This window comes from Burkholderia sp. MSMB1498 (assembly GCF_001526245.1).
Lineage (GTDB): Bacteria > Pseudomonadota > Gammaproteobacteria > Burkholderiales > Burkholderiaceae > Burkholderia > Burkholderia savannae.
The window spans coordinates 127,238-151,620 of sequence record NZ_LOYJ01000072.1 but is presented as its reverse complement, the minus strand read 5'-3'; the positions used below and the strand labels follow the sequence as shown (position 1 = coordinate 151,620).

Annotated in this window: 18 protein-coding genes and 1 pseudogene; 13 read left to right on the top strand and 6 right to left on the bottom strand. The window is 67.3% G+C overall.

All coding sequences use genetic code 11. The features are described from left to right. Window positions 1-75 precede the first annotated feature (75 nt). On the bottom strand, window positions 76-1,458 hold the full coding sequence (locus WS91_RS16560; RefSeq protein ID WP_038744385.1) for an undecaprenyl-phosphate glucose phosphotransferase: 1,383 nt from the start codon (window positions 1,456-1,458) through the stop codon (window positions 76-78). A 32-nt stretch (window positions 1,459-1,490) separates the two neighbouring features. Beyond that, the gene (locus WS91_RS16555; protein ID WP_059670624.1) at window positions 1,491-2,300 is read right to left on the bottom strand and encodes a Crp/Fnr family transcriptional regulator; all 810 of its coding nucleotides are present in this window, start codon (window positions 2,298-2,300) and stop codon (window positions 1,491-1,493) included. 924 nt (window positions 2,301-3,224) lie between these two features. Here WS91_RS16555 and WS91_RS16550 point away from each other — a divergent pair. The 7 genes from WS91_RS16550 to WS91_RS16520 all read left to right on the top strand — a co-directional run bounded on the left by WS91_RS16550 (window position 3,225) and on the right by WS91_RS16520 (window position 12,248). Beyond that, window positions 3,225-4,019 carry a Crp/Fnr family transcriptional regulator gene (locus WS91_RS16550; protein WP_038744389.1) on the top strand — a complete coding sequence of 265 codons (795 nt, stop codon included), beginning with the start codon at window positions 3,225-3,227 and terminating at the stop codon, window positions 4,017-4,019. Between the two features lie 236 nt (window positions 4,020-4,255). Next, a complete protein-coding gene (locus tag WS91_RS16545) occupies window positions 4,256-4,507 on the top strand; it encodes an acyl carrier protein (RefSeq protein ID WP_038744391.1) in 252 nt (83 codons plus the stop codon). Continuing rightward, window positions 4,504-5,727, top strand: a complete 1,224-nt coding sequence (locus WS91_RS16540; RefSeq protein ID WP_059644052.1) for an acyl-CoA dehydrogenase family protein — start codon at window positions 4,504-4,506, stop codon at window positions 5,725-5,727. The genes WS91_RS16545 and WS91_RS16540 overlap by 4 nt, the downstream gene beginning before the upstream one ends. Continuing rightward, a complete protein-coding gene (locus WS91_RS16535; RefSeq protein ID WP_082745053.1) occupies window positions 5,724-6,698 on the top strand; it encodes an amino acid--[acyl-carrier-protein] ligase in 975 nt (324 codons plus the stop codon). Before WS91_RS16540 ends, WS91_RS16535 begins: the two co-directional genes overlap by 4 nt. Further along, complete coding sequence (locus tag WS91_RS16530) at window positions 6,695-7,783, top strand: DUF1839 family protein (RefSeq protein ID WP_059670623.1); 1,089 nt, start codon at window positions 6,695-6,697, stop codon at window positions 7,781-7,783. Before WS91_RS16535 ends, WS91_RS16530 begins: the two co-directional genes overlap by 4 nt. Further along, window positions 7,780-10,299 carry a glycoside hydrolase family 2 protein gene (locus WS91_RS16525; protein ID WP_059670622.1) on the top strand — a complete coding sequence of 840 codons (2,520 nt, stop codon included), beginning with the start codon at window positions 7,780-7,782 and terminating at the stop codon, window positions 10,297-10,299. Before WS91_RS16530 ends, WS91_RS16525 begins: the two co-directional genes overlap by 4 nt. After that, on the top strand, window positions 10,296-12,248 hold the full coding sequence (locus tag WS91_RS16520) for an alpha/beta hydrolase (RefSeq protein WP_059670621.1): 1,953 nt from the start codon (window positions 10,296-10,298) through the stop codon (window positions 12,246-12,248). Before WS91_RS16525 ends, WS91_RS16520 begins: the two co-directional genes overlap by 4 nt. A gap of 49 nt (window positions 12,249-12,297) precedes the next feature. On the opposite strand, the gene WS91_RS16515 is transcribed toward WS91_RS16520, so the two are convergent. The 3 genes from WS91_RS16515 to WS91_RS16505 all read right to left on the bottom strand — a co-directional run bounded on the left by WS91_RS16515 (window position 12,298) and on the right by WS91_RS16505 (window position 16,440). Continuing rightward, entirely contained in the window at window positions 12,298-13,686 is a 1,389-nt protein-coding gene (locus tag WS91_RS16515; protein WP_038744401.1) for a sigma-54 dependent transcriptional regulator, read from the bottom strand. Between the two features lie 747 nt (window positions 13,687-14,433). After that, entirely contained in the window at window positions 14,434-15,123 is a 690-nt protein-coding gene (locus WS91_RS16510; protein ID WP_038744404.1) for a phosphatase PAP2 family protein, read from the bottom strand. Between the two features lie 27 nt (window positions 15,124-15,150). Then, window positions 15,151-16,440 carry a glycosyltransferase family 4 protein gene (locus WS91_RS16505; protein WP_038744406.1) on the bottom strand — a complete coding sequence of 430 codons (1,290 nt, stop codon included), beginning with the start codon at window positions 16,438-16,440 and terminating at the stop codon, window positions 15,151-15,153. Between the two features lie 18 nt (window positions 16,441-16,458). Here WS91_RS16505 and WS91_RS37380 point away from each other — a divergent pair. From WS91_RS37380 to WS91_RS16485, 5 genes and pseudogenes are all read left to right on the top strand, one after another. Continuing rightward, window positions 16,459-16,798 (top strand): annotated as a pseudogene (locus tag WS91_RS37380) (hypothetical protein). A gap of 17 nt (window positions 16,799-16,815) precedes the next feature. Continuing rightward, window positions 16,816-17,442: a GNAT family N-acetyltransferase gene (locus tag WS91_RS16500; RefSeq protein ID WP_038744408.1), complete on the top strand. Its 627-nt coding sequence runs from the start codon at window positions 16,816-16,818 to the stop codon at window positions 17,440-17,442. Beyond that, window positions 17,439-19,031 carry a mannose-1-phosphate guanylyltransferase/mannose-6-phosphate isomerase gene (locus tag WS91_RS16495; protein ID WP_059670620.1) on the top strand — a complete coding sequence of 531 codons (1,593 nt, stop codon included), beginning with the start codon at window positions 17,439-17,441 and terminating at the stop codon, window positions 19,029-19,031. Before WS91_RS16500 ends, WS91_RS16495 begins: the two co-directional genes overlap by 4 nt. A gap of 32 nt (window positions 19,032-19,063) precedes the next feature. Continuing rightward, window positions 19,064-20,260 carry a glycosyltransferase family 4 protein gene (locus WS91_RS16490; protein WP_059670619.1) on the top strand — a complete coding sequence of 399 codons (1,197 nt, stop codon included), beginning with the start codon at window positions 19,064-19,066 and terminating at the stop codon, window positions 20,258-20,260. A gap of 76 nt (window positions 20,261-20,336) precedes the next feature. Next, on the top strand, window positions 20,337-21,605 hold the full coding sequence (locus WS91_RS16485; RefSeq protein WP_038744412.1) for an oligosaccharide flippase family protein: 1,269 nt from the start codon (window positions 20,337-20,339) through the stop codon (window positions 21,603-21,605). A 184-nt stretch (window positions 21,606-21,789) separates the two neighbouring features. Here WS91_RS16485 and WS91_RS16480 read toward each other — a convergent pair whose 3' ends face one another. Then, entirely contained in the window at window positions 21,790-24,129 is a 2,340-nt protein-coding gene (locus WS91_RS16480; RefSeq protein WP_059670628.1) for a putative bifunctional diguanylate cyclase/phosphodiesterase, read from the bottom strand. Between WS91_RS16480 and WS91_RS37375 the strand changes: the two genes are divergently transcribed. Then, on the top strand, window positions 24,050-24,277 hold the full coding sequence (locus WS91_RS37375; protein WP_231752035.1) for a hypothetical protein: 228 nt from the start codon (window positions 24,050-24,052) through the stop codon (window positions 24,275-24,277). The genes WS91_RS16480 and WS91_RS37375 overlap by 80 nt on opposite strands. Window positions 24,278-24,383 lie beyond the last annotated feature (106 nt).

Sequence of the window (24,383 nt, the reverse complement as noted above, 5' to 3'; positions counted from 1 at the left end):
TGGTTTCTCCTTGGTAGCGTGGTCGTCGACGCGGAGTTCTCCGCGGGCGCGTTCCGATGCGCGAGCGCTCGGCGTTCAGAACGCGTTGCGTCCGACGAATCCCTTGACGAGCGTGATCAGGATGATCTTGATGTCGAACCAGAAGGTCCAGTTCTGCATGTAGAAGAGATCGAACTTCACGCGCGCGGCCATCTTCTCGACCTTGCGCGTCTCGCCTCGATAGCCGTTCACCTGCGCCCAGCCGGTGATGCCGGGGCGCACGCGATAACGGTACATGTAGCCGTCGACGAGCTCCTTGTAGATATCGTCGTGCTCGATCGCGTGCGGACGCGGACCGACGACCGACATCTGGCCGAACAGCACGTTGAAGAACTGCGGCAGTTCGTCGAGCGACGTGCGGCGCAGGAACGCGCCGACTTTCGTGATCCGCGAATCGTTGCGCGACGCCTGGCGCACAACGCCCGCCGCCTCGGCATGCACGCGCATCGTGCGGAACTTCAGGATCTCGAACTCTCGGCCGTCCACGCCCTTGCGCTTCTGCCGGAACAGCACGGGCCCCGGCGACGACAGCTTCACCGCGAGCGCAAGCGCGGCAAGAATCGGCGACAGCGGAATCAGCACCGCGAGCGCGAACATGCGATCGAAGATGAACTTCGGCCAGAGCTGCGGAATCGACAGCGGGCTCGTCGCGAGATTGATCGCCGGCATGCCGACCACCTGCGTGACCGAGCGGTTGAAGAACGTGATGCCGCGCACGTCGGGCAGGAAGCGCAGGTTCACGAAATCATGGCGAAACTCGCGCACGATCCGCTGGATCTGCCGCTCGTGCGACAGCGGCAGCGCGAGCCAGATCTCGTCGATCGCACCCGCGCGCACGTGGCGCTTCAGCTCGCGCAGATCGGAAACGACGGGCACGCCGCCGACCTGACGCTTCGCATCGACGGCTTGCACGCCTTCGTCGAACACGCACACGACCTCGTAGCCGTGCGACGACGCCGCGCGCAATTGCTCGAGCACCGCGCGCCCGTAGACCTCGGAACCCACGATCGCGACCGCGCGCGGCTTCGCGCCCGGCCTGCGCCAGCCGGTCAGCACGCCGTGAATCGACACCTTGCCGAGCAGCAGCACCGTGCCGGACATCAGCATCGTTCGGCCAAGCCACGCGAGCGACGCGTCGGCGTCGCCGTGCAGCAGCAACGTGAAGGTCGCGGCAACCGCCGCGACGCCGAGCCAGCCGAGCAGCACACGCGACAGCGTGCGATACGACATCTGTTCGCGCGCGCCGTCATAGACGCCGATCGCCGGAAACACGATCAGCGTCAGCGTGCACAGCAGCGCGATGGCCGTACGCTGCTCGTCGGACACGTCGAGCATGCCGCCGTCGTACAGCAATTGCGCGACCAGCGCCCCCGCCGCGACCAGCAACACATCGAGCAACTTGTTCAAGAGTCCCAACATCAGTGAATCTCCGCGTTTCTTGTTATTTCGTCTCAAGCAGCCGAACGCACTGCACCGTGATACGCGGCGACGCGCAGCGGCCGCCCTTCCGCCGGAACCGGCTGCGGCGCATGCGCTTCGCGCCTCGCCTCGAGAATGAGGCGGTTGAATTCGCCGCGGATCACGCCGTAGCACTCGCACGCGTGCGCCTCGAGACCCTGCCGGTCGAGCACCGTGATGTGGCCGCGGCGCTGGCGAATGAGTCCCGCCTCCTGCAGCTTGCCCGCCGCTTCCGTGATGCCTTCGCGCCGCACGCCCAGCATGTTCGCGATCGTCTGCTGCGTGACGGCGAGCTCGTCGCCTTCGACGCGATCGTGCGCGAGCAGCAGCCAGCGGCTCAGTTGCTCGCTCACGGAGTGATGCCGGTTGCAGAGCGCGCCGCGCGCGATCTGCGTCATCGCGGCCTGCCAGTAGCGCAGCATCATCTGGAAGGTGTCGAGCGAGCGATCGAATTCGCGCCGGAATACCTGAGTCGGCACGCGATACGCGTAGCCGCCGCTGCGCACCTCGATGCGGCCCGATGCGCCGCCGCTGCCGTAGTCGGCGAGCGTCGACACGCCGACCACGCCTTCGCTGCCGACCGCGGCGACTTCGACCATCGCGCCGTCTTCCATCAGATACAGCACGGACATCATCGCGGTGGTCGGGAAATACAGGTGGCGCATCGGCTCGTCGGTTTCGCAGAGCAGCTGGGCGCTCTTGATCTTCACGAGCTCGAGGTGCGGCGCGAGCGCGCGAAGGCTGTCGTCGTCGAGCGAGCCCAGCAGGGCGTTGGCATGAAACCCATTGTTCTGATGAAGCATGTTCGTGTCCCGGTTTGTCGGCGCCGCTCGTTTGCGGCGCAGGATTCCGTTTCGCAAGACACGGTCACAGCAAGAATCGTATGTTCCTCGGAATCGTGTCGGCGGCCCTTCTGGTCGTCCTCTTACACACTGACGCACCACCCTCTTCGCGGGGGTGAAAACCCTTAAGCGATTAACGTGCCAATTGGTGCAATTCCTTAATATATAAAGGCATTGGCCGGAGAATTCCTATCTGAATATTTAGCCGCCAACCGAAAGCGTCTCATCCGTGGACACTTTGATACAGTTCGAGCGACAGCAGGTGTCTCATCTAACAATTTCGTAATCTTTACAACGCCCCCGGCGCTTAGCGCTTAACCCTTCCCGCACAACGGCCGGCGCACTTTTACAGGCGCCAATGGAATGATATGACCATTTCATCTCAATAAAACGGAAGTTCGCAGCGGTTCTTTGAAAACTGTCGCAAAGGTGAGTCAACGAACAGTTGACACACTCTGTCATCCAGCCCACACAATGCCTGTAATTCATTGATTACAAACGATTTAACAAAAACACAAAAAGCTCACCGACCACCTCTCTCGGGAAATGGTAAAAATTGCCAAACGAATTTCTTGAATCGGAAATAGATACCGAAATGTCGGCGTGCAATGCATTAAAAATGGTAAAACCGATTATTCCTTACGAAGCAATTAAGTACTTTCTCAAAAAATCTAGGAATATTCCTAAATGTCAAAATTTGTGAAATGCGCATCGCACGCAAACCTCAAAAAATCCGCCGTGATAATCTGAAATTGGATTTTCAACGTCAAGTCGAATTAACAAATAAAAACCACACCTGTCTAGCCAGGCAGGTTTGATCGTGCGCGGCGCCTTCAGGGGGCCCTGCGCCGTTGCTCCGGATCTCCGATCCGGGAAGGACAAGCCGTGACCTACCGCGAATACAAAGAGCCGTCGACGAGGACAGGCGGCATCATCGAGCTGCCGCACCGCACCGACGCCAACCGTTTTCTCGCATCGCTCGGCGTCGCCGAGCGCGCGACGCTCGCAAGCCATCTGCAGCTCGTGCACGTGAAGTCGGGGCAGGTGCTGTGCGAGCCAGGCACGCCGCTCGAGCACGTCTACCTGCCGGTCACGACCGTCATCTCGATTCAGTACGCGTCGTCGGACGGCATGACGCTCGAGATCGCGGAGATCGGCAACGAAGGGATCGTGAGCCCGCAGCTCGTCGGCAGCGACGGTGCGACGCCATGCCGCGTGATAACTTGCCGCGACGGCTTTTCGTATCGGCTCAGCGCGCGCGTGCTGTCGAACCTGCTCGAGGAATCGGCGCAGATCCGCCAGGCGATCTTTCGCTGCACGCATCTGCTGATGGCGCAGGCAAAGCAGATCTCGTTCTGCAGCCGGCATCACGTATTGAAGAACCAGCTTTGCCGGTGGTTCCTGCTCGCGTACGACCGCTCGCGCAGCGTCGAAATCCAGGTCACGCACAGCATGCTCGCGCAGATGCTCGGCGTGCGTCGCGAAACCGTCACCGACGCGGCGGGCGACATCCAGAAGATGGGGCTGATCCGCCAGTACCGCAGCTCGATCATCCTCGTCGACCTGCCCGGGCTCGATGCACAGTCGTGCGGATGCCACACGATCATCCGCGACGAGATGAAGAAGATCCTGTCCGCGCCGACGAGCGCGTCCGGCGCGCTCACCGAATTGCGCAGCTGACCCCGCTTCGCGCCGCACGCTCGCGGCGGCGCGCGCTTCATGCGACATTTTCGTACGGCACCGTCGACGCACGCGCGGCGCACGGTGCACGCCCTCCGCGCGGTGCGCGACTACGTCGGTTAGGTGCCGAACAGAACCACCGCATGCCCGATGGTCTACTAGCCACGATACGCCACGCGGGCGTCATGAGTCTTGCCCGCAGGTACGGGGAACCTCATTCAAGCCGGAGCCGCCAGATGAAAAACGAATTGAGAACAATCATCAAGGACGTCGCGCATCTCGAAGCGTCGATCGACCACATCGCGGACAGCGACGATCTGTACGAGGCAGGTCTGTCTTCGCTGAACACGATTCAACTGATGCTTGCCATCGAGAAGCACTTCAACATCGAGATTCCGGACGAAATGCTGAATCGCCAGCTGTTCCAAAGCATCGATTCGCTCGCCGGGGCCGTCACGCAACTGCAGCGCGCCGAGCAATCCGCATGAAGCGCTTCGACGCCGAAACCGGCAGCGCACGCGTCGCTGCCGTCGAATCCCCGCTTGCGGAAGATCATACGTTGAACGAAGCAGCGCGCCGCGTCGCGCAGGTCGCAGCGCGCTTCGCCGATGCCGTCGATCGCGACGCGCGCTTTCCGACCGAAGCGATCGACGCGATGCGCGAAGAACGTCTGCTCGGCGCGCTCGTGCCGACCGAGCTGGGCGGCCGGGGCGCGTCGCTCGCGGCCGTTTCCGCCGCGTGCGGGATCATCGGCCAGGCGTGCTCGTCGGCCGCGATGATCTACGCGATGCATCAGACGCAGGTCGCCAGCATCGTCGATCATGCGCTGTCGAGCGACTGGCATCGCCGCTTCATCGAGCAGCTCGCCGAGCGCGAATGGCTGCTCGCCTCCGCGACCTCCGAAGAGGAAGTCGGCGGCAATCTGCGCAACAGCCGCTGCGCGATCGAAGCGGACGGCGACATGTTCACGCTCGCGAAACTCGCGCCGACCATCTCGTACGGCGCGCAGGCCGACGCGATCCTCGTCACCGCGCGGCGCGATCGCGACGCGCCCGCCGCCGAGCAGGTGCTCGTCACGCTGCTGAAGGAAAACGCAACCCTCACGCGCCGCAGCGGCTGGGATACGTTCGGCATGCGCGGCACCTGCAGCGAAGGCTTCGCGCTCGACGCGCGCGGCTATTGCGAGCAGATCTTCCCGGTGCCGTTCGCGCAGATCGCCGAGCGGACCATGGTGCCGACGTCGCACATCCTGTGGGCGGCCGTGTGGACCGGCATCGCGAACGACGCGTTCCTGCGCGCGCATCAGTTCTTCCGCGCGCAGATGCAAAAGCAAGGCGGCACGCTGCCGCCGTCCGGCCGCCGGATCGCCGACGCGCTCGCGCTGCTGCAGGCGATGCAGGCGCGCATCGACGGCGCGCTGCGCCTGCACGAGCAGAGCGCCGCGCGCTCGTGGTCCGCGTCGATGGCGCAGGCGGCCGAGATCAACACGCTGAAGACTTACGTGTCGACGACCGCGCTCGACGTGGTCAAGCACGCGACGATGATCTGCGGGATGGCGTCGTACAAGAACGGCACGCCATACACGCTCGGCCGCCACATCCGCGACCTGCATTCGGCGCCGCTCATGATCAGCAACGATCGCATCGAAGCCAACACGGCGAACCTGCTGCTCGCGTTGCGTCCCGCAACGCTGGAGAGAGAGATTTGAACGACATGACCAACCCTTCCGCGCGCGCGGCCGAAGCGGCTCGGGCGCCCATCGATCGCGGCGGCGTGAACCAGTTACGCGACGAACTCGTCGAAGCGGGGCTGCTGATCTCGACGGGCATTCAGGGCCTGTTCGGCCGCAGCGAGAAGTTCGAACGCGTCGTCGACGCGCTCGACGGCTACATCACGCGCCTTGGCGCCGACCAGCACGCGGAAGTGCTGCGCTTCCCGCCCGCGATGAGCCGCCCCGAGTTCGAGCGCAGCGAATATCTGAAGAGCTTCCCGCAACTCGCGGGCACCGTGCACAGTTTTTGCGGCAACGAGCACGATCACCAGCGCGTGCTGCAATGCCTCGATCGCGGCGACGACTGGACCGAGAATCAGAAGCCGACCTATGTCGTGATGACGCCCGCCGCATGCTACCCGGTCTATCCGGTCGTCGCGCAGCGCGGCGCGCTGCCCGCCGACGGCCGGATCGTCGATGCGTTCTCGTACTGCTTCCGCCACGAGCCGTCGCTCGATCCGACGCGCATGCAATTGTTCCGGATGCGCGAATACATCCGGATCGGCACGCCCGAGCAGATCCTCGCGTTCCGCCAGGACTGGATCGAGCGCGGCACGCGAATGATCGACGCGCTGCAGTTGCCGAACAGCATCGATCTCGCGAACGATCCGTTTTTCGGCCGCGGCGGCAAGATCGTCGCGAGCAGCCAGCGCGATCAGAACCTGAAGTTCGAACTCCTGATTCCGATCGAATACGACGGCCGCCTGACCGCGTGCCTGAGCTTCAACTACCACATGGACCACTTCGGCCTGCTGTGGGGCATCAAGACGGCCGAGGCCGCGGTCGCGCACACGGGCTGCGTGGGCTTCGGCCTCGAGCGCCTGACGCTCGGCCTCTTCAGGCATCACGGCTTCGATCCGGACGCATGGCCGCAAGCGGTACGCGACGTACTGTGGGGACATCGATGAGCAGCATCCTGCTCGACGCGCCGGCGAACGGCGCGTCGCTCGAAGAAATCTTCACCGACATCCGGCATCGCGTGCGGCACTACCGCCCGCACGCGCTGCACGGGCCGCAGATGGTCTGGAAGCAAACCAACTGCTACGTCGATCTGTGGATCGAGGTGCTCGGCTGGTGGGGGTTCAATCCGTACGCGGCGCTGCCGTTTACGATCACGCTCGACTTCGAGGGCGACCAGTTCTCGTTCTTCAAGTTTCCGTTCGACGATCTCGAGACGCTGTACGGAATCGTCGTGCAGGAGCACGCGATCTTCGAACCCGTCGACGCGCACGTCGAGAACCAGGTCGCGCGCGGCAACCTGATGCTCGTCGAAGTCGACGCATGGTATCTGCCCGACACGCGCGGCAACAGCTATCAGACCGAGCACACGAAAACGACGATCGGCATCGACGCGATCGATCGCGAACGCCGCCGCGTCGGCTACTTCCACAACAGCGGCTATTACCTCGCGGAAGGCATCGATTACGACGGCCTGTTCGGCAAGCACGGGCCGACGCAGCTCGTGCCGTACGTCGAATGCGCGAAGCGGCGATTCAAGCCGCTCGAGGAACGCGAGCTGTGCGCAGCGTCGCTCGGCCTCCTCGCGCGCCACCTGAAGCGCCGGCCCGCATCGAACCCGATCGCCGCGTTCCGCGAGCAGCTCGCGCGCGACGCGAAGACGATCGCGTCGCGGCCGATCTCGTACTTCCACGTGTATTCGTTCAATACGCTGCGCCAGCTCGGCGCGAACTTCGAGCTGTTCGGCCGCTATCTGCGCTGGCTCGAGGCGAGCGGCTGCAACGGCGCGTTCGACACGCTCGTCGCCGCGTGCGACACGATCGCGTCCGAATCGATGGTGCTCGAATTCCGCCTCGCGCGTGCGAGCGCACGCGGCAAGGAGGAACGCGGCGAGAGCAGTCTCGACATTCTCGAGCGCGCGTACGCGTCGCTCGTCGACGGCGTCGCGCGAATCGCGCCGCCCGGCAAGGCCGAGCCGAATCCGCCGTTCGGCACGCTGTACGTGCCGCCGAGGCCCGTCTCCACGGTCAGATGAAATCCGCGCCGGATCGCGTGGCGCGCAGCGCCGCTCAATGGACGTTGATCGCGACGCCCGCCGGCGCGATCGCGCGGCCGAGCGAGCTCTCCGAAGCCGGCTGGTGCGCCGCGCCCGTGCCCGGCACGGTCGCGCAGGCGCTTGCCGGCGCGCGGCGCTTCGATCCGGCGCATCCGTATCCGCTCGGCGATAGCGACTACTGGTATCGAACGACGCTGCACGGCGCGGGGCCGCGCATCGTCCGGCTGAACGGGCTCGCGACGATCGCCGAGGTCTGGCTCGACGACGCGCTGCTGCTCTGCTCGGACAACATGTACGTCGCGCACGACATCGCCGTGACGCTCGGCGGTGCGAATCGTCTTGCCCTCTGCTTCCGCTCGCTCGATCGCCACCTCGCCGCGCATGCGCCGCGGGGCCGCGCGCGCTGGCGCACGCGCCTCGTCGACACGCCCGCGCTGCGCGGCGTGCGCGCGACGTTTCTCGGCCGGATGCCGGGCTGGTTCCCGGCGATCGAACCGATCGGGCCGTGGCGCTCGATCGAGATCGTGAATCCGGCCGGCGCGCCGACGATCGTGCGCGACACGCTGCGCGCGACGCTAGACGGCCGCGACGGCGTGCTCGACGCCACGCTCGAATTCGCCGCGCCGCTCGCGCAAACGATGCGTGCGCGGCTCGTGTGCGGCGCGCACGCGGCGACGCTCGAGACAACCGGCCCGCGCACCGCGCGCGCAACGCTCAGGATTCCGAACGTCACGCCGTGGTGGCCGCACACGCATGGCGAACCGAAGTTGTACGACGTCGGCGTCGAAATCGGCGACGCGACGATTCCGCTCGCGCGAACCGGCTTTCGCACGATCGCCGTCGAACGCGGCGGCGACGGCCGAGGCTTCGCGCTGTCGGTCAACGGCACGCCTGTCTTCGCGCGCGGCGCATGCTGGACGAGCGCCGACCCGCTCGGCCTGCAGGCCGATCCGGCCGCCTACCGCCGCGCGCTCGCGCTCGCGCGCGACGCCGGCTGCAACATGATCCGCGTCGGCGGCACGATGACCTACGAAGCCGACGCGTTCTACGCGCTGTGCGACGAGCTGGGGCTCCTCGTCTGGCAGGACTTCATGCTCGCGAACTTCGACTATCCGAGCGCCGATCCGCGTTTTGCCGAATCGCTGAAGCGCGAGGCCGAGCAGTTTCTCGGCCGGCATGCGGCGCGGCCGTCGATCGCGGTGCTGTGCGGCGGCAGTGAGATCGCGCAACAGGCGGCGATGGTCGGGCTTGCGCCCGACGAGCGCCGCGTGCCCGCGACCGAGCAACTGCTTGCCGAATTGTGCGCCACGCATCGGCCCGATGCGATCTACGTCGCCGATTCGCCGCACGGCGGCGTGCTGCCGTTCGCGCCGCGCGAAGGCGTCGCGCACTACTACGGCGTCGGCGCGTACCTGCGGCCGCCTGAAGACGCGCGCCGCGCCGGCGTGCGCTTCGCGAGCGAGTGCCTCGCGTTCGCGAACGTGCCGTGCGACGCAACCCTCGCGTCGATCGGCTCGCCCGCCGCGCACGAGCCCAGCTGGAAACGCGCAGTGCCGCGCGATCCGGGCGCGCCGTGGGATTTCGACGACGTGCGCGATCACTATCTGCGCACGCTGTACGGCGTCGAGCCCGCGCGTCTGCGCAGCTGCGACCCGGCGCGCTATCTCACGCTGTCGCGCGCGATCGTCGCCGACCTCATCGCGCAGACGCTGTCGGAGTGGCGGCGCGTCGGCTCGTCGTGCGCGGGCGCGCTCGTCTGGCAGTTCCAGGATGTGATGCCAGGCGCTGGCTGGGGCCTAGTCGACGCGCACGGACGGCCGAAATCCGCGTGGCATGCGCTGAAGCGCGTGTCGCAGCCGCGGCAGATCCTGCTCACCGACGAGGGACTCAACGGCCTCGACGTGCATGTGCTCAACGACGCGCCGACGCCGCTCGACGCGCGCATCGAGCTCGTCGCGCTGCGCGACGGGAAGACGCCGATCGCGCGCGCCGGCCGCACGTTGCGCATCGACGCGCACGCGGGCGAATGCGTGAACTCCGCCGACCTGCTGGGTCGTTTCTTCGACTTCACGTACGCATACCGCTTCGGCCCGCGCGAGCACGACGTCGTGATCGCATCGCTGCACGCGGCCGACGGCGCGCTGCTTTCGCAAGCGTTCCACTTCCCGGAACGCACCGCGCCGACCGTGTTCGAGCGCGCCGACATCGGCCTCGAGGCGAGCGCCGCCTATCGCGACGGCCGCTGGTGCGTCGACGTGCAGACGCGTACGTTCGCGCGCTACGTGCACGTGTCCGCACCCGGGCTGCTGCCCGACATCGACTGGTTTCATCTCGCGCCGGGTGCCGCCGCGCGGATCGAGCTCGCCGCCGACCCTCACTCTCCCCATTCCCATGACAATCCGCCCGACGCGTCCGCCGCCCTCGCTGCGCCGCCCGCGATCGAGGTGCGAGCACTGAATTCCAACAAGACCATTCGCCCGAGGATAGAAAATTGAGACCAGTCAGATTCGACGATTGCTTAGGATGGCTGCATGAGGGACGCACGCGGCGCGGCGTCCTCATCTGCGAGGCGCTCGGGCACGAAGCGCTGTGGACGCACAAAGTGGTCCGCGCGCTCGCCGAGCGCCTCGCCGAAGACGGCATGTGGGTGTTGCGCTTTCATTACCCGTGCGCGGGCGATTCGGCGGGCGACGATCTCGCGCCGGGCCGGCTGCCCGCGAGCGTCGCGAGCGTGCGCCGCGCGCTCGCCGTGCTGCGCGATCAAGCGAGCGTCGATGGCGTCACGCTCGTCGGCCTGCGCGCGGGCGCCGCGTTCGCGATGCTCGCGCTCGCGGGCGACGACGCGCCCGCCGTCGATGCGTTCGTCGGGCTCGCGCCCGTGGTGCGCGGCCGCGCGTATCTGCGTGAGTTGTCGATCGTCCAAAAGCGCTGGCTGGATACAACGCCGCCCGCGATCCGCGAGCAGCATCACGTGGAACCGTGGCTCAACATTCTCGGCCATCGCTACCCGGCCGATTTCGTCGCCGATCTGAAGCAAGTCGATTTGAGCAACGCGGTCGCGACGACGATCGCGCTGCCGCGCGCCGCGTTGCTCGTCGACACCGACTATGGGGACAGTCCCGCGCTGCGCGCCGCGCTCGTCGCGCGCGGCGTGTCGACGCACATCGAATCGTTCCCGGGGTGGCCGAACGCGCTGCAGGAAGGCGCGCGCTCGCGCGTGCCGCACGCGGCGCTCGAATCCGTCGCGCGCTGGATCGGCCTCGGCGAACAGGCGGCGGCAGCGGAACCGATCGCGGCCGGCCACGCCGATCGCGCGGCCGCCGCGCATGCGCACGACGACGCGATCACCATTGCATCGCGCGCCGCGCGCAAGCCCGACATCGCGCACGCTCGCGACGCGCGTCATCATGCGCCCGCGCCGAATGCCGCGTCACCCATCACGTTCGCGTTCGACGGCATCGCCGAAACGCTCGTCCACATCGGACCGAAGCGGCTCGTCGGCACGCTGTGCGAGCCCGTCGCGCCCGCGCGCGCCGGCACGCCTTGCCTGCTGATCGCGAACACCGCGGCGAACCCGCGAAGCGCGGACGGCCGCATCGGCGTGCGTCTCGCGCGCACGCTTGCGCAGCGCGGCATCGCGTCGCTGCGGATCGACATCGAAGGCATCGGCGACAGCGGCGCGCACGCGCCGGACGATCAGGCCGAAGTGCTGTATTCCGATCCGGCCATCGCGGACGTCGCCACGGCCGTCGACTGGCTCGGCGCGCGCTGCCGGCGGCAGGTCGTCGCGTTCGGCGTGTGCTCGGGCGCGTTCGCCGCGCTGCATGCGGCCGCGCACGCGCGCGCGGCGGCCGGCGTGATCGCGGTCAATCTGCCGCGCTTCATCTGGCCGCGCGGGCTCACGATCGCCGAGGCGCGCAAACAGCAGACGAATTCCGCGCGCGGCTATCTCGCATCGATGCGGGACTGGAGCAAATGGCGCCGTCTGCTGCGCGAGGGCCGCGATCTGCGCCCGGTGCTGAGCGCGCTGCGCCGCCACGTCACCGCGCGCCTGAGCGCGCCGGCGGGACGCCTCGCGGAGCGGCTCGGCCGCCGGCCGAAACCCGACACGCCGCGCGGCCTGATCAGGGCGCTCACCGACCGGAGCATCCACACGATGCTCGTCTACGGCGATTTCGATCCGGGCGTCGACGAGTTCACCCGCTACTTCGGCTCGCCGCGCCGCGCATTCAAGCGCTCGCCGCTCGTGAGCGTCGAGATGATCCGCTTGCTCGATCATTCGGTGTACGGCACGTCGGCCGCCGAGATGGTCATCGAGCTCTGCATCGACACGCTGACGGGCTGGGGAGACAGGACGCGCGGGCCGCAATTGCGACCCCGGCCGACGGGCGCACGGCACGGCGCGCCGCACGCGGCTTCCGCCGATGTCGCCGCGTCGCCCTGACGACGACGCTCGCGCAAGCGCGCCGCATTCGCCTCGGCTCGCCGGCACGTCAGTTGGCGGTCGATGTGGTGCTGCGCGGACGCTCGATGCCGTACGCTTCCATCCATCGATACAGCGTCGCGCGCGAGATGCCGAGCTCGCGCGCCGTGCCGGCGAGACGCCCGCGATTGCGCAGCAGCGCGAGCTCGATCACTTCCCGCTCGATCGATTTGCGAATCGCCGCGACCGACAGCGGCGCGACTTCGGTGCAATGGTCGAGCTCGAGATCGTGCGCGGTGACGAGCCGCCCTTCCGCCATCACGAGCGCGCGGCGCACGCGATTGATGAGCTCGCGCACGTTGCCCGGCCAGTCGTGCTTGTAGAGCGCCGAGATCGCGTCGGTCGAGAAGCCGCGCACGCGATGCCGCGCATCGGCGCGAAAACGCTCGAGCATGTGCCGCGCGAGCAGCTCGATGTCCTTGCCGCGCGCGCGCAGCGGCGGCTGATCGACGCGCAGCACACACAGGCGGTGATACAGGTCCGCGCGGAACCGCCCTTCGTTCATCGCGCCGCGCAGGTCGACGTGCGTCGCCGACACGATGCGCACGTCGACGGGCACGGGATCGCTGCCGCCCAGCCGATGAATCGTGCGCTCCTGCAGAAAGCGCAGCAGGCTCGCCTGGCTCTCGAGCGGCAGATCGCCGATCTCGTCGAGCAGCAGCGTGCCGCCGTTCGCCGATTCGACGTGGCCGATCTTGCGCGTGCTCGCGCCCGTGAACGCGCCGCGCTCGTAGCCGAACAGTTCGGACTGCAGCAGATGCGGCGGAATCGCGCCGCAGTTGACCGCGACGAACGGCCCCGTGCGGCGCGCGGAATGCTGATGGATCGCGGCCGCGGTGAGCTCTTTGCCGGTGCCCGTTTCGCCCGACACGAGCACGGGCGCGTCGGTGCGCGCGATGCGGCGCACCGTGTCGAACAATTGCAGCATCGCATCGCAGGTGCCGATCATCCCCTGATCGGCGGACGCGATGGGCGCCGTGCTCGGCGCGAACAGGCACTCCATCCCGTATGCGTGGCCGACCGCGTCCGCGATCCGCTGGTGCGACGCGGGCAGCGTGATGTAGTCGAAGCAGTAATCGCGCAGCAGCGCGCGCACTTCCGGCACGTTCGCCTGATGCGCTTCGACGAGCGCGACCCACGCGACGTTGCGCAGCGACGCGCACACGGCCGCGACCGCGTTCATCTCGCCGCTCGACACCGCGCTCAGATCGAGGATGCCGCCCGTCACTTCGCCCGCCGTCGTGCGCACCTGGTTCGCGCTCGTGACCATGGAGATCTTCCAGTCGCGGCGCGCGAGCTCCTTGCGCAGCAGCGTCGATGGCTGATGCGTCCAGTAAATCAACGGTCGCTGTCGGATAGATCCCCGGGAGAGACCCCCGATGATCGCGCTAGTCGTCATTGGTGCCTCCGATCATGAACTGACTGTGTGACTCGACGAATTCGTGTGTGGGCGAAAGCCGACGATCGTCCGCCTACCGGCAATACAGTGCGAGATGGGAGGGTGTCGCGCCCCGCCCGTACACGATGCCGGGACGCACCCGTTCGTATCGTTCGGGAGCGCACGTCAGATGCCTCGTTGGTCTCTGATTGATGGTTAGATTTCGCAAAGAAAGCGGCGACGTATCGTTTCGGCCGCGTTTTCATTCATGCGGCGCGCCGCGCAATCGGCAAGCGGCCCTGAACGAGCGACGCATGGCCGGCTCCGAAAGCCGAGGCACACGTCGAATCGCCCGTTGGCCGGGCTCGTTGAACTCGTCCGGTCGGATCGCGCGGCATGCCGCGTGATCTTTTTCACCTCGCTCTCAGGATGGCTTTACAGCGTCGTGCTCGTGAAGCCGACTGTCGAAGTTACTCTACCATTCGCGCTCTTTTGCGATCGATTTCCAACCGTGATTTGACCATCGTTGACCATTTATTGGGCAATTGACACGGCCCGAATAGGACACTTTCACCCCTGCCCGCTCATTGTCGCGCAGTCGCGCCGTAATGTTTGTGTATGAATGAAACAAATTCCTCCAGATCCGCCGTTTTGCGCCCGATATTATTGAGATAAGACATGTGTGCAATTCCGTTCGATCGTTTCATTGAAAGTCTCTTCGAGTTGTCCGTGTACCTCGTTTATGCCGCTTGAATGTGCCTCGCGCGTTCAGCGCGCATCGTCGTCGAGCCAGACGCGGCTCCATTCCGCGATTTTCGGCGCCGCGTGCGAGATCCACGCGCTCACGGGCGCGCTGCGCCCATAGCACGACACCGCGATCGTGCAGGCAGCCGCGACGAACAGGATCGTCGATCGCGAAACGCTTGCCGGACGCCGTACCGCGATGGCGCCGGCGCGCACGCGCTCAATGCGGCGTGCGCGTAGCGGTGCCGAACCCGCCGGATCGGCTTGTGCGGCGCTTGCGCGACGCAAACGGCTTGCCGTCAGCAGCGCGACGCCCGCGCCGACCAGCCAGCCCGATGCGATTTCGGACCACGAATGAAATCCGAGCAGCACGCGCGAAACGCCGATCGCGAGCGCGAATGCGAGGCCCGCCGCGATCGCGCGCCGCACGTGCGCGTCGCGCACGCAGATCGCCGCGACGAGCGGATACACCGCCGCGCCGAGCATCGTGTGACCGCTTACACCGGTGAAACGCCACGCGGCAATGCCGATTCCCCAGCCCGCATAGACAAATTTCGTCAACGCGACGAGACCCGCCGCGCAAGCGAAGCCGAACGCCCAATAAAGCGCGGCGCGACGGCGCCCGGTCGCCGCGAGCCAGCTCAGCACCGCGACGGCGAGCGGCGCCGTGAGAAACGGATCGCCAAAATTGGTCAGCAGGAAAAGAAGTCGCATTGCGTCGGATCGAGGAAACGCTCGCGCTCAGATGCGCGCGAGCGTGTCGCTTCGGGAGGCGTCGAGCGGCGAGGTCGGCGCGGCGCGCTCGACGGACGCGCCGTCGTCCGTCGCGACGCCCGATGCGAGCGGCTCGGCCTGCGCCGAGGCGACGATCGAGGCGTTGTGCGCCGGCGCGGCGCCGGAAGTCTCGCCCAATTCCGCTTGCAGCGCGGCGTAGCCTTCGAGCACGAAACGCGAGAATGCCGAGCGGAATCGCGCGGCGCTGAAGCGCTGCGCGTTCGCGCGGCACGCGTGCGGATCGAACGTACCCGCGGGCATTGCCTCGAACCGGTCGATTGCATCGATCAGCGCGTCGCACGTCTGCTTCGCATAGAAAAGCCCTGTCGGCACCGGGCCCGCCGCGCGCACCGATTCGCACACGCCGCCCTTGCCGTACGCGATCACGGGCGTGCCGCATGCCTGCGCCTCGACGGGCGAAATGCCGAAATCCTCTTCCGCCGCGAACACGAACGCCTTCGCGCGCTGCAGATGATCGTGCAGCACGTCGAACGACTGATAGCCGAGCAGCGTGACGTTCGGCCCCGCGAGCGCGCGGATCTTCTCTGCCTCGGGGCCGTCGCCGATCACGACGAGCCGGCGCGACGGCATGTGCGAGAACGCCTCGACGATCAGGTCGATGCGCTTGTAGGGCACGAGGCGCGACGCGGTCAGATAGAAATCTTCCTTCGTGTCGCGCAGCGCGAGATGATCGACGTCGACGGGCGGATAGATGACCGTCGCGTCGCGGCGATACGTCTTACGAATGCGGCGCGCGACGAAGTGCGAGTTCGCCGCGAGCAGATCGACGCCGTTCGCGGAGCGCGCATCCCAATTGCGGATGTAATGCAGCAGCGTGCGCGCGAGCGCGGATTTCACGCCGCGCGCGAGCCCCGCCTCGTTCAGATACTGATGCTGCAGATCCCACGCATAGCGAACGGGCGAATGCACGTAGCTCGCGTGCAGTTGGTCCGGGCCGTTCAGCACGCCCTTCGCGACCGCATACGAACTCGACAGGATCAGGTCGTAGCCGGACAGATCGAACTGCTCGATCGCGAGCGGAAAGAGCGGCAGGTAGCTGCGGTACTTGCTGCGCGCGAACGGCAATTTCTGGATGAACGAAGTGTGTACCGGCCGGCCACGCAGGCACGAGCGGTCGTCGAGAAAATCGACGAGGCTGTAGATGTCGGCCTGCGGAAAACAGTCGATCATCTGCGCAAGCACGCGCTCCGCGCCGCCATACACCACCAGCCAGTCGTGAACGATTGCTACCTTCAAACAGGAAGTCCTTTTGATGTGCGCAAAGGCGCGTCGAATCGAACGCAGGTCGCGTCGTCAGCGAGCGGCGCGGGTGGCACGGTGGCGCGTCGTCATCGCATCGCGGCCATTATCCGAACAAGCTCGCACGCCCTATGTGCGGAAGCGCACAGTACGCAGGGATCGGCGCCGCGCCTCGTGTGCACCGCACACATCGGCGGCGCGCCGCACACCGCGTCCCGCTCGCAACGCGCACGGTACGCTTTCGAACAGAACGGCCGGAGGTCCGCTCGTATCGTTGCGTCCATAGGCCGCATCGGAAACTTCTCATGTCGCGGCGCACCAAACCCGCGCCGCACGACGCGGCACGCGGCCCTGAACCGAGGAATCTCCATCATGGACTGGACATGCTGCGAATTCAGGTATCTGAATTCGAACGAGCTTTACATGATCCTTCGCGCACGCAATGCAGTCCTCGTCGTCGAGGATGCGCACACGTATCTCGACATCGACGGCAAGGACGAATTCGCTATCCACGTGTTCGCAACGGACAAGCGCGGCGAACGGCCGTCGATCGCCGCCTACGCGCGTCTCTTGCCGGGTGACGACATCGATCCCGAAACGACGATCGACAAGATCCTGACGAGCGCCGCGCATCGTGACGACCGCACGATCGACGCGTTGATCGAACACGTGCTGGCCGCCGCGCACGCGCGCTGGCCCGATGCGCCGGTGCGCGTGCAGGTGAGCGCGCACCGCGAAGACTTTTACAGCCGCTTCGGCTTCCGCAAGGTCGACGGGCCGTATCTCGAGCACGGCGCGCCGTACATCGGCATGCTGCGCCCGGCGAGCAGCCCGTCGAAGGCCGTGCGCGATCTGCTCGATCGCGTCGGCACCGCGACGAGCGCGGGCGCCGTTGCAACGGCTGCACCGCGCACGACGCGCCAAGCCGACGCCGACTCCACCAACGAGCGCTACGCGCTCGCCGGCCGCCTTCCGGCCGATTCCGGAATGAACCGATGACCGATCTCGCTACGAACCCGACTTCCGCCGCGCCGCAACCGGCGCCGCCGCGCATCCTGCCCGTGATTCTCGCGGGCGGCTCCGGCACGCGCCTCTGGCCGCTGTCGCGCGAACACCATCCGAAACAGCTGATCGACCTGATCGCCGACGAATCGCCGCTGTCCTCGACCGCGCGCCGCCTGACGGGCATTGCAAATGCCGAGCTCGCCGACACGCTGCTGCTCGTCTGCGGCGAACAGCATCGCTTCACGAGCGCCGCGCAAGTGAGCGCCCGCGGGCTGCGCGCGCGCATCCTGCTCGAGCCGGCCGCGCGCAACACGGCGCCCGCGCTCACGCTCGCCGCGCTCGAAGCGCTCGCGCATCACGGCGATCCGGTGCTCGCGGCGATGCCCGCCGATCATGCGGTGTCCGACACGCGCGCGTTCCAAGATGCGGTCGCGCAAGCGGCGCGCTACGCGCAAGACGGCGCGATCGTCACGCTCGGCGTGCTGCCGCGCCGCGCCGAGACGGGCTACGGCTACATCAAGGTGGGCGCGCCGCTCGCGGATTCGCACGGTGCCTCAGGCGGCCACGCGATCGACAGCTTCGTCGAAAAGCCGCATCAGGAGCTCGCGCACCAATACCTGCAATCCGGCGATTATTGGTGGAACAGCGGCATCTTCGTCGTGCGCGCGTCGACATGGCTCGCCGCGATCCGCGCGCTGCAGCCGGACATGCATGCGGCTTGCGAAGCCGCGTGGCGCAACGGCACGAACGACGGCCAGTTCTTCAAGGCGGACGCGGCCGAATTCGCCGCATGCCCGTCCGACTCGATCGATTACGCGGTGATGGAGCGCCTGACGGGCGCGCGCGCGCTCGGCATCCCGGGCGTGATCGTGCCGCTCGCGGCGGGCTGGTCCGACGTCGGCTCGTGGGACGCGATCTGGGAACTGCTGCCGAAGGACGAAGCAGGCAACGTCGCGCGCGGCGAGGTGCTGTTCGAAGGCACCGAAGACAGCTTCGCGCGCTCCGAAGGCCGGCTCATCGCGTGCGTCGGGCTGAAGGACGTGGTCGTCGTCGAAACGCCGGATGCGGTGCTCGTCGCGAACAAGCATCGCGTGCAGGACGTGAAGACCGTCGTCGCGCGCCTGAAGTCCGGCCAGCACGAGCAGGTGCGGGACCACCGCAAGGTGCAGCGCCCGTGGGGCTACTACGATTCGATCGATCGCGGCGAGCGCTTCCAGGTGAAGCGCATCGTCGTCGATCCGGGCAAGCAGCTGTCGCTGCAGATGCACTATCATCGCGCCGAGCACTGGATCGTCGTGCGCGGCACCGCGAAGGTCACGCGCGGCGACGAGACGTTCCTCCTGAGCGAGAACGAATCGACGTACATCGAGGTCGGCGCGGTTCACCGCTTGGAGAATCCGGGCAAGATCGCGCTCGAGATCATCGAAGTCCAATCGGGCGACTATCTCGGCGAAGACGACATCGTTCGCTTCGACGACCGTTACGGCCGCGCGAGCGCGCAACCCGCGCCCGAAGCGGCGAAGCCGGCCGCAGCCGAGCTCGCGCCCACCGCCGAGCCCGTCCGCGCGCTCGGCGAGCACTGACAAACGCGGGCGAACCGCCCGCGTCGTTTCGCATGAAAGTACTGGTCATCAACGATTTCGCCCGCAAGGGCGGCGCCGAAGAGGTCTACCGGACATCGGTCGACGTCTTGCGCGCGCAGCCGGGCGTCGAAGTCGCGACGTTCGACGAGAGCGCGTTCGAAGGCGCGTCGAACGGCGCGGCGCGCGCATGGAACGCGCCCGCCGCGCGCGCGCTCGCGGCCGCCCTCGAACGAGAAGCGCCGCAGCGCGTGCTCGTGCACAACTACCACAACCTGCTGTCGCCTTCCGTCGTGCCGGTGATCGCACGCTACAAGCGGCGCGCCGGCTGTCGCGTGTACCTCACGTGCCACGACTACCATCTCGTCTTCTACAACCCGAACCTGCTCACGTATCCGGGCGGCCGCGCGACGCCGCTGCCGCTCGACGCGCTCACGCGCCGCACGCGGCTCTTCGAGCGCTCGAGCCCGCGCGGCGTGCTGCACGACGCGATCAAGAAGCTGCATTGGCACGCGATCGACGCGCTCGTGCAGCCGGCCGACGTGTTCGATCTGCTGCTCTGCCCGAGCCCGTACATGCGCGATGCGCTCGCGCAGCGCGGCATCACGCGCACCGCGCTGCTGCACAATCCGGTCAGCACCGCGCTCACGGCGCGCGAGCCGAAATGCGCGGATCGCGAGCGGCTCGATCTCGCGTTCGTCGGCCGCATCGATCCCGAAAAGGGGCTCGACGAATTCCTCGAGCTCGCGCGCGCATCGCGCTTCGAACGCATCGCGAGCGTGACCGTCTACGGCGACGGCGGCCAGCGCGCGACGCTCGAAAGCAAGTACGCCGAGCTGCTCGCGTCGGGCCAGCTGCGTTTCGCCGGCCGCCTCGATCACGCGCAGCTCTTCGTCGCGCTGCGCGAGCACGATGCGCTCGTGCTGCCGTCGGTGTGGGCGGAGAATGCGCCGCTCGTGATCGTCGAGGCGGCGATGATCGGGCTGCCCGTGCTCGTCCACGACGTCGGCAGCCTGTCGAGCTTCGGCGACGAGATCGGCAACAAGATCCGTTACGCGCGCAACGACGCGAGCCTCGCGCAAGCGCTCGACGCGCTGCGCGCGCACCTGCGCGACCCGCAGCGCCGCTACGACTGGTCGCTCTACACGCGACAGCATTACGCCGAACGCCTGAGCGCGCTGCTGCAGCTGAGCGCCGACGAAGCCCGGGAACTCGCGCCGCAATGCGATTGATCGACCCGATTTACCCCATCGCGCGCGCCACGAGCGCGCGCGACACGATGTCGCCCGTGCGACGCGAAGGCCACGCATGACGACCGTCCGCAAGAACTTTCTGCTGCTGATGACGCTGCAGATCTCGACCTACGTCGTGCCGCTCGTCACATTGCCGCTCCTCACGCGCGTACTCGGGCCGGAAGCCTACGGACAGCTGTCGCTCGTGCTCGCCGTCATCACGTACTTCATCAACTTCACGAACTACAGCTTCGATCTGACCGCGACGCCGCGCGTCGCGCTCGCGCACGACGATCTCGCGGCGCGCTCGAAGATCTTCTGGGCGACGTTCGCGGCGCAGGCCGCGATCACGGCGGCGGGCTTCGCGATCCTGCTCGCGCTCACGTTCGTGATCGACCGCTTCGCGATCGATCGCACACTGCTCGTGATCGGCTTCGGGATGACGGTAGGCGCGGCGCTCACGCCCGGCTGGTATTTCCAGGGCATCCAGAAGCTGCGCATCTACAGCATGACGCTGTTCGCGTGCCGCGCGCTCAGCGTGCCGGCGATGTATCTGCTCGTGCGCTCGCCCGCCGACCTGATCGACGCGGTCGCGATCAACGCGGCGGTGCCGCTCGTCTGCGGCGTGCTCGTGTTCGGCTATCTGATCGTGCAACGCGAAGTCGAGTTCGTGCGCATCGGCGCAGCCGACGTCGCAGCGGCGCTCAAGGGCGGCTGGCAGGTGTTTCTCGCGTCGACGTCGGTGGCGTTCTACGCATCGACGAACACGGTGCTGCTCGGCTTCGTGTCGGGCAACGTCGCGGCGGGCTACTTCGCCGCCGGCGACAAGCTGATCCGCTCAGCGATCAGCCTGCTGCAGCCGCTGAAAGCGGCTGCATATCCGCACGTCAGCTATCTGATGCACCATGCGCGCGAGGACGCGATGTCGTTTCTGCGCAAGCTGCTCGTCGTGCAGGGCGCGATGGTGCTCACGATCTCGCTCGCGATCTTCGCGCTCGCGCCGCTCGCCGTGCACATCCTGTACGGCTCGACCTACGAGCCCACCGTCGGCGTGCTGCGCTGCATGGCTTTCATTCCGTTCATGGCCGGCATGACCGATCTGTTCGGCGTGCAGACGATGCTTCCGCTCGGCATGAAGACCGCGTTCAGCCGCGTGCTGATTTCGTCCGGCGTGCTGAACGTCGCGCTGCTGCCGCTGCTCGCGAAGTTCTTCGCCGAACAGGGAGCGGCCGCCGCGGTGCTGATCGCCGAGACGGCGGTCGCCGCGACGCTCGCGTACGTGCTGTACCGGCGCCGCGTGTCGATCTTCGCGCGGCCTGCGCCGCGGCCCGCGGCGGATGCCTGAGCCTGAGCCTGAGCCTGAGCCTGAGCCTGAGCCTGAGCCTGATGGCTGATGGCTGATGGCTGATGGCTGATGGCCGATGTCTGACGTCGGGCGACTGGCGACTGGCGAGCGAAGCACGACGAACGGTACGCGGCGCACGGCTGACGATCGCCGCCCGTGATCGCCGCCTGCGCCGCACGCGCCGCTACGAATACGCCGCCTCGCACCACGGCACGGGCCGCCCGATGTAATACCCTTGCGCATAGTCGACGCCGAGCGCGGTGAGCTTCTGCAGCGTCGCCGCGCTGTCGACGTATTCGGCAACCGTCTTGCAGTTCATCGCATGCCCGATGTCGTTGATCGAAGCAACGATGTCGAGGCTCGCCGCATCGTTCGCGATGTCCGTCACGAAGCTGCCGTCGATCTTCAGATACTCGACCGGCAGTTGCTTCAGATAGCTGAGCGACGCCATCCCCGCGCCGAAATCGTCGAGCGCGAACCGGCAGCCGAGCGCCTTCAGCTCGTGCATGAAGCGCAGCGCGCCGGTGAGGTTCGCGATCGCGGCCGTCTCGGTGATCTCGAAGCAGATCAGCGCCGGCGCGACGCCCGTGCGCGCGAACTGCTCGAGCACGTAGCCGAGGAAGCGTTCGTCGCCGATCGATATCCCGGACAGATTGATCGCATATTCGGTAAAGCGCCGGTAACGCGTGCGCGCGAGCGCGTCGAGCACCGTGCGCACGACCCAGCGGTCGATGTCGGTCACGAGCCCGTAGCGCTCGGCCGCGCGTATGAAAAGACCGGGCGGCGCGACGCTGTCGCGCTCGCCGAGCGCGCCCATCCGCAGCAGCAGCTCGCCTCGGCTCGCACGCGGCGGCAAGCCCGTCTCGCCGTGCGTCGCGGTATCGACGATCGGCTGCACGTACAGGCAGAAATCGTCGAATTCGAGCGCCTGCCTCACGCGCGCGCACCACGAGACATCGCTGATGTGATGCGCGAGCTCGCGATCGTGCGGATCGGCGAGCTGCACGCGATTGCGCCCGCGCGCCTTTGCGACGTCGCACGCGATGCCCGCGAGGCGCACCGCATCCTCGACGCGCCGCGTGCGTTCCGGCGCGCCGAGCAGCGCGACGCCGACGCTCGCCGTCACCGAGAACGGCTGGCTGTCCCACGCAAACACGAAGCCGTCGACGCTCGCGCGCAAGCGCTCGGCCGCGCATACGGCCGCCGCTTCGTCGTGCGCGTCGAGCAGCACGCAGAATTCGTCGCCGCCGAGCCGCGCGACGATGCCGGCCGACGCCGCGCACGCGACGAGGCGCGCGGCGAGCGCGGCGAGCATCGCGTCGCCCGCCGCGTAGCCGCACGTGTCGTTGACGATCCGAAAGCGATCGAGATCGACGAACAGCAGCGCGACCGGGCCGCACGCATCGGCCGCGAGCGCGAAGTGAACGTGACGTTCGAACTCCGCGCGGTTCGGCAGCCCGGTGAGCGGATCGTGCGTCGTCTGCCATGCAAGGCGGCGCACGAGGTCGTGCTCCGTCGCGAGACTCTTCAGCACGAGCACGCGGCCGCTGCCGGATGCGCGCGGCACGTGCCCGGACGGCGGCGCGATCGACGACGCCGTCGCGCGCACGGCGATCGCGCCGCCGTCGGTGCGATGCAGCATCACATCGCGGCTGCCGCCTTCCTCGAGATCGCCGAGCGATGCGTCGGGCGAGACGGGCGAGCCTGACGAATCGGCCGCTTCGCCGTCCGCGCGCGACAAGCGCAGCGCCGAGACGAGCGGGCGGCCCCGGCAATCGTCGGCAAGCATGCCGATCAATCGCTCGGCCGCGGGATTCAGGCATTCGACGCGCCCGGCCCGGCCGGTGAAGATCACGCCGTCGCCGACGGCGACGAGCGCCGCGCGGGCGCGCGCCTCGCTCATGGCGAGTGCCCCTTCCGCTTCGCCGAGGCGAAGCGCGAGCCGCCTGATCCGGAACACGGGCAGCAGTGCGAGCGCGATCATGCCGAGCACGCCGAGGGCAAGCATGATGGCGAGCGGTTCGCGAAACGTCGAGTGAATCATGTTCGAGTGCGAGCGAAATTGTGGGACTGCCGCGGCGCCCGCCTGGGACCGCCGCGGCATCGTGTTCGAAGCGGTGCGCGGCACGGCGTCGGCGCTGCGGTCGGGCGCATCGCCCCACGCCGGCTGCGCGAGCGTGCATGCGCGCGCGGGCCCGAGCCTCCACCCGAGCAATTCGTCCGAGGCCATCGCGTTCGCCGCATCCGCCGTGCACGTCGTGCCGCGTGCGCGCCGCTCGTGCACGCCGATGCGGCCGAGCACGCGCTCGATCGCGTCGAGATCCGGCGCCGCATCGTCACGCGGCGCGTGGACGAACGCCGCCGCGCCGCTCTGCGCCGCGTGCCATGACGGCGCCGCGACGATGCCGCCCACGCCGAACGCGCGCCGGGAAAGGTGCGCGCAAATGCTCACCGGCATCGCGAAATACGCGCGGCCGCGCGCAATTTCGCGAAGCTCGGCCGACAGCAGCGCCGTGCCGAGCAAAGCCGCCGTCAGCGCGATCGCGATGGCCGCGCGCGAGAGCCGAACGCGCCGTGCGCTCGGATCGCAAAACAATCGACTGGGGACGGAAGCCATCGATGCATCACCGGAAGCGGCAGGCCGCGATCATTTCGAGGACGCATTCCGTTAATCGATCCGAAATTCGGATACCAAATCGATTTTGATTTGCGTCCATTCGACTTGATGCGATCATCCACGACATCGTGACGCGAGTGTGTGGGCTGGGTGACGCAATT

Coding starts and splice junctions, on each gene's coding strand:
- WS91_RS16560 (WP_038744385.1), bottom strand. CDS start 1,458: ATGTTGGGACTCTTGAACAAGTTGCTCGATGTGTTGCTGGTCGCGGCG.
- WS91_RS16555 (WP_059670624.1), bottom strand. CDS start 2,300: ATGCTTCATCAGAACAATGGGTTTCATGCCAACGCCCTGCTGGGCTCG.
- WS91_RS16545 (WP_038744391.1), top strand. CDS start 4,256: ATGAAAAACGAATTGAGAACAATCATCAAGGACGTCGCGCATCTCGAA.
- WS91_RS16540 (WP_059644052.1), top strand. CDS start 4,504: ATGAAGCGCTTCGACGCCGAAACCGGCAGCGCACGCGTCGCTGCCGTC.
- WS91_RS16530 (WP_059670623.1), top strand. CDS start 6,695: ATGAGCAGCATCCTGCTCGACGCGCCGGCGAACGGCGCGTCGCTCGAA.
- WS91_RS16525 (WP_059670622.1), top strand. CDS start 7,780: ATGAAATCCGCGCCGGATCGCGTGGCGCGCAGCGCCGCTCAATGGACG.
- WS91_RS16515 (WP_038744401.1), bottom strand. CDS start 13,686: ATGACGACTAGCGCGATCATCGGGGGTCTCTCCCGGGGATCTATCCGA.
- WS91_RS16510 (WP_038744404.1), bottom strand. CDS start 15,123: ATGCGACTTCTTTTCCTGCTGACCAATTTTGGCGATCCGTTTCTCACG.
- WS91_RS16500 (WP_038744408.1), top strand. CDS start 16,816: ATGGACTGGACATGCTGCGAATTCAGGTATCTGAATTCGAACGAGCTT.
- WS91_RS16495 (WP_059670620.1), top strand. CDS start 17,439: ATGACCGATCTCGCTACGAACCCGACTTCCGCCGCGCCGCAACCGGCG.
- WS91_RS16490 (WP_059670619.1), top strand. CDS start 19,064: ATGAAAGTACTGGTCATCAACGATTTCGCCCGCAAGGGCGGCGCCGAA.
- WS91_RS16485 (WP_038744412.1), top strand. CDS start 20,337: ATGACGACCGTCCGCAAGAACTTTCTGCTGCTGATGACGCTGCAGATC.
- WS91_RS37375 (WP_231752035.1), top strand. CDS start 24,050: ATGCTCACCGGCATCGCGAAATACGCGCGGCCGCGCGCAATTTCGCGA.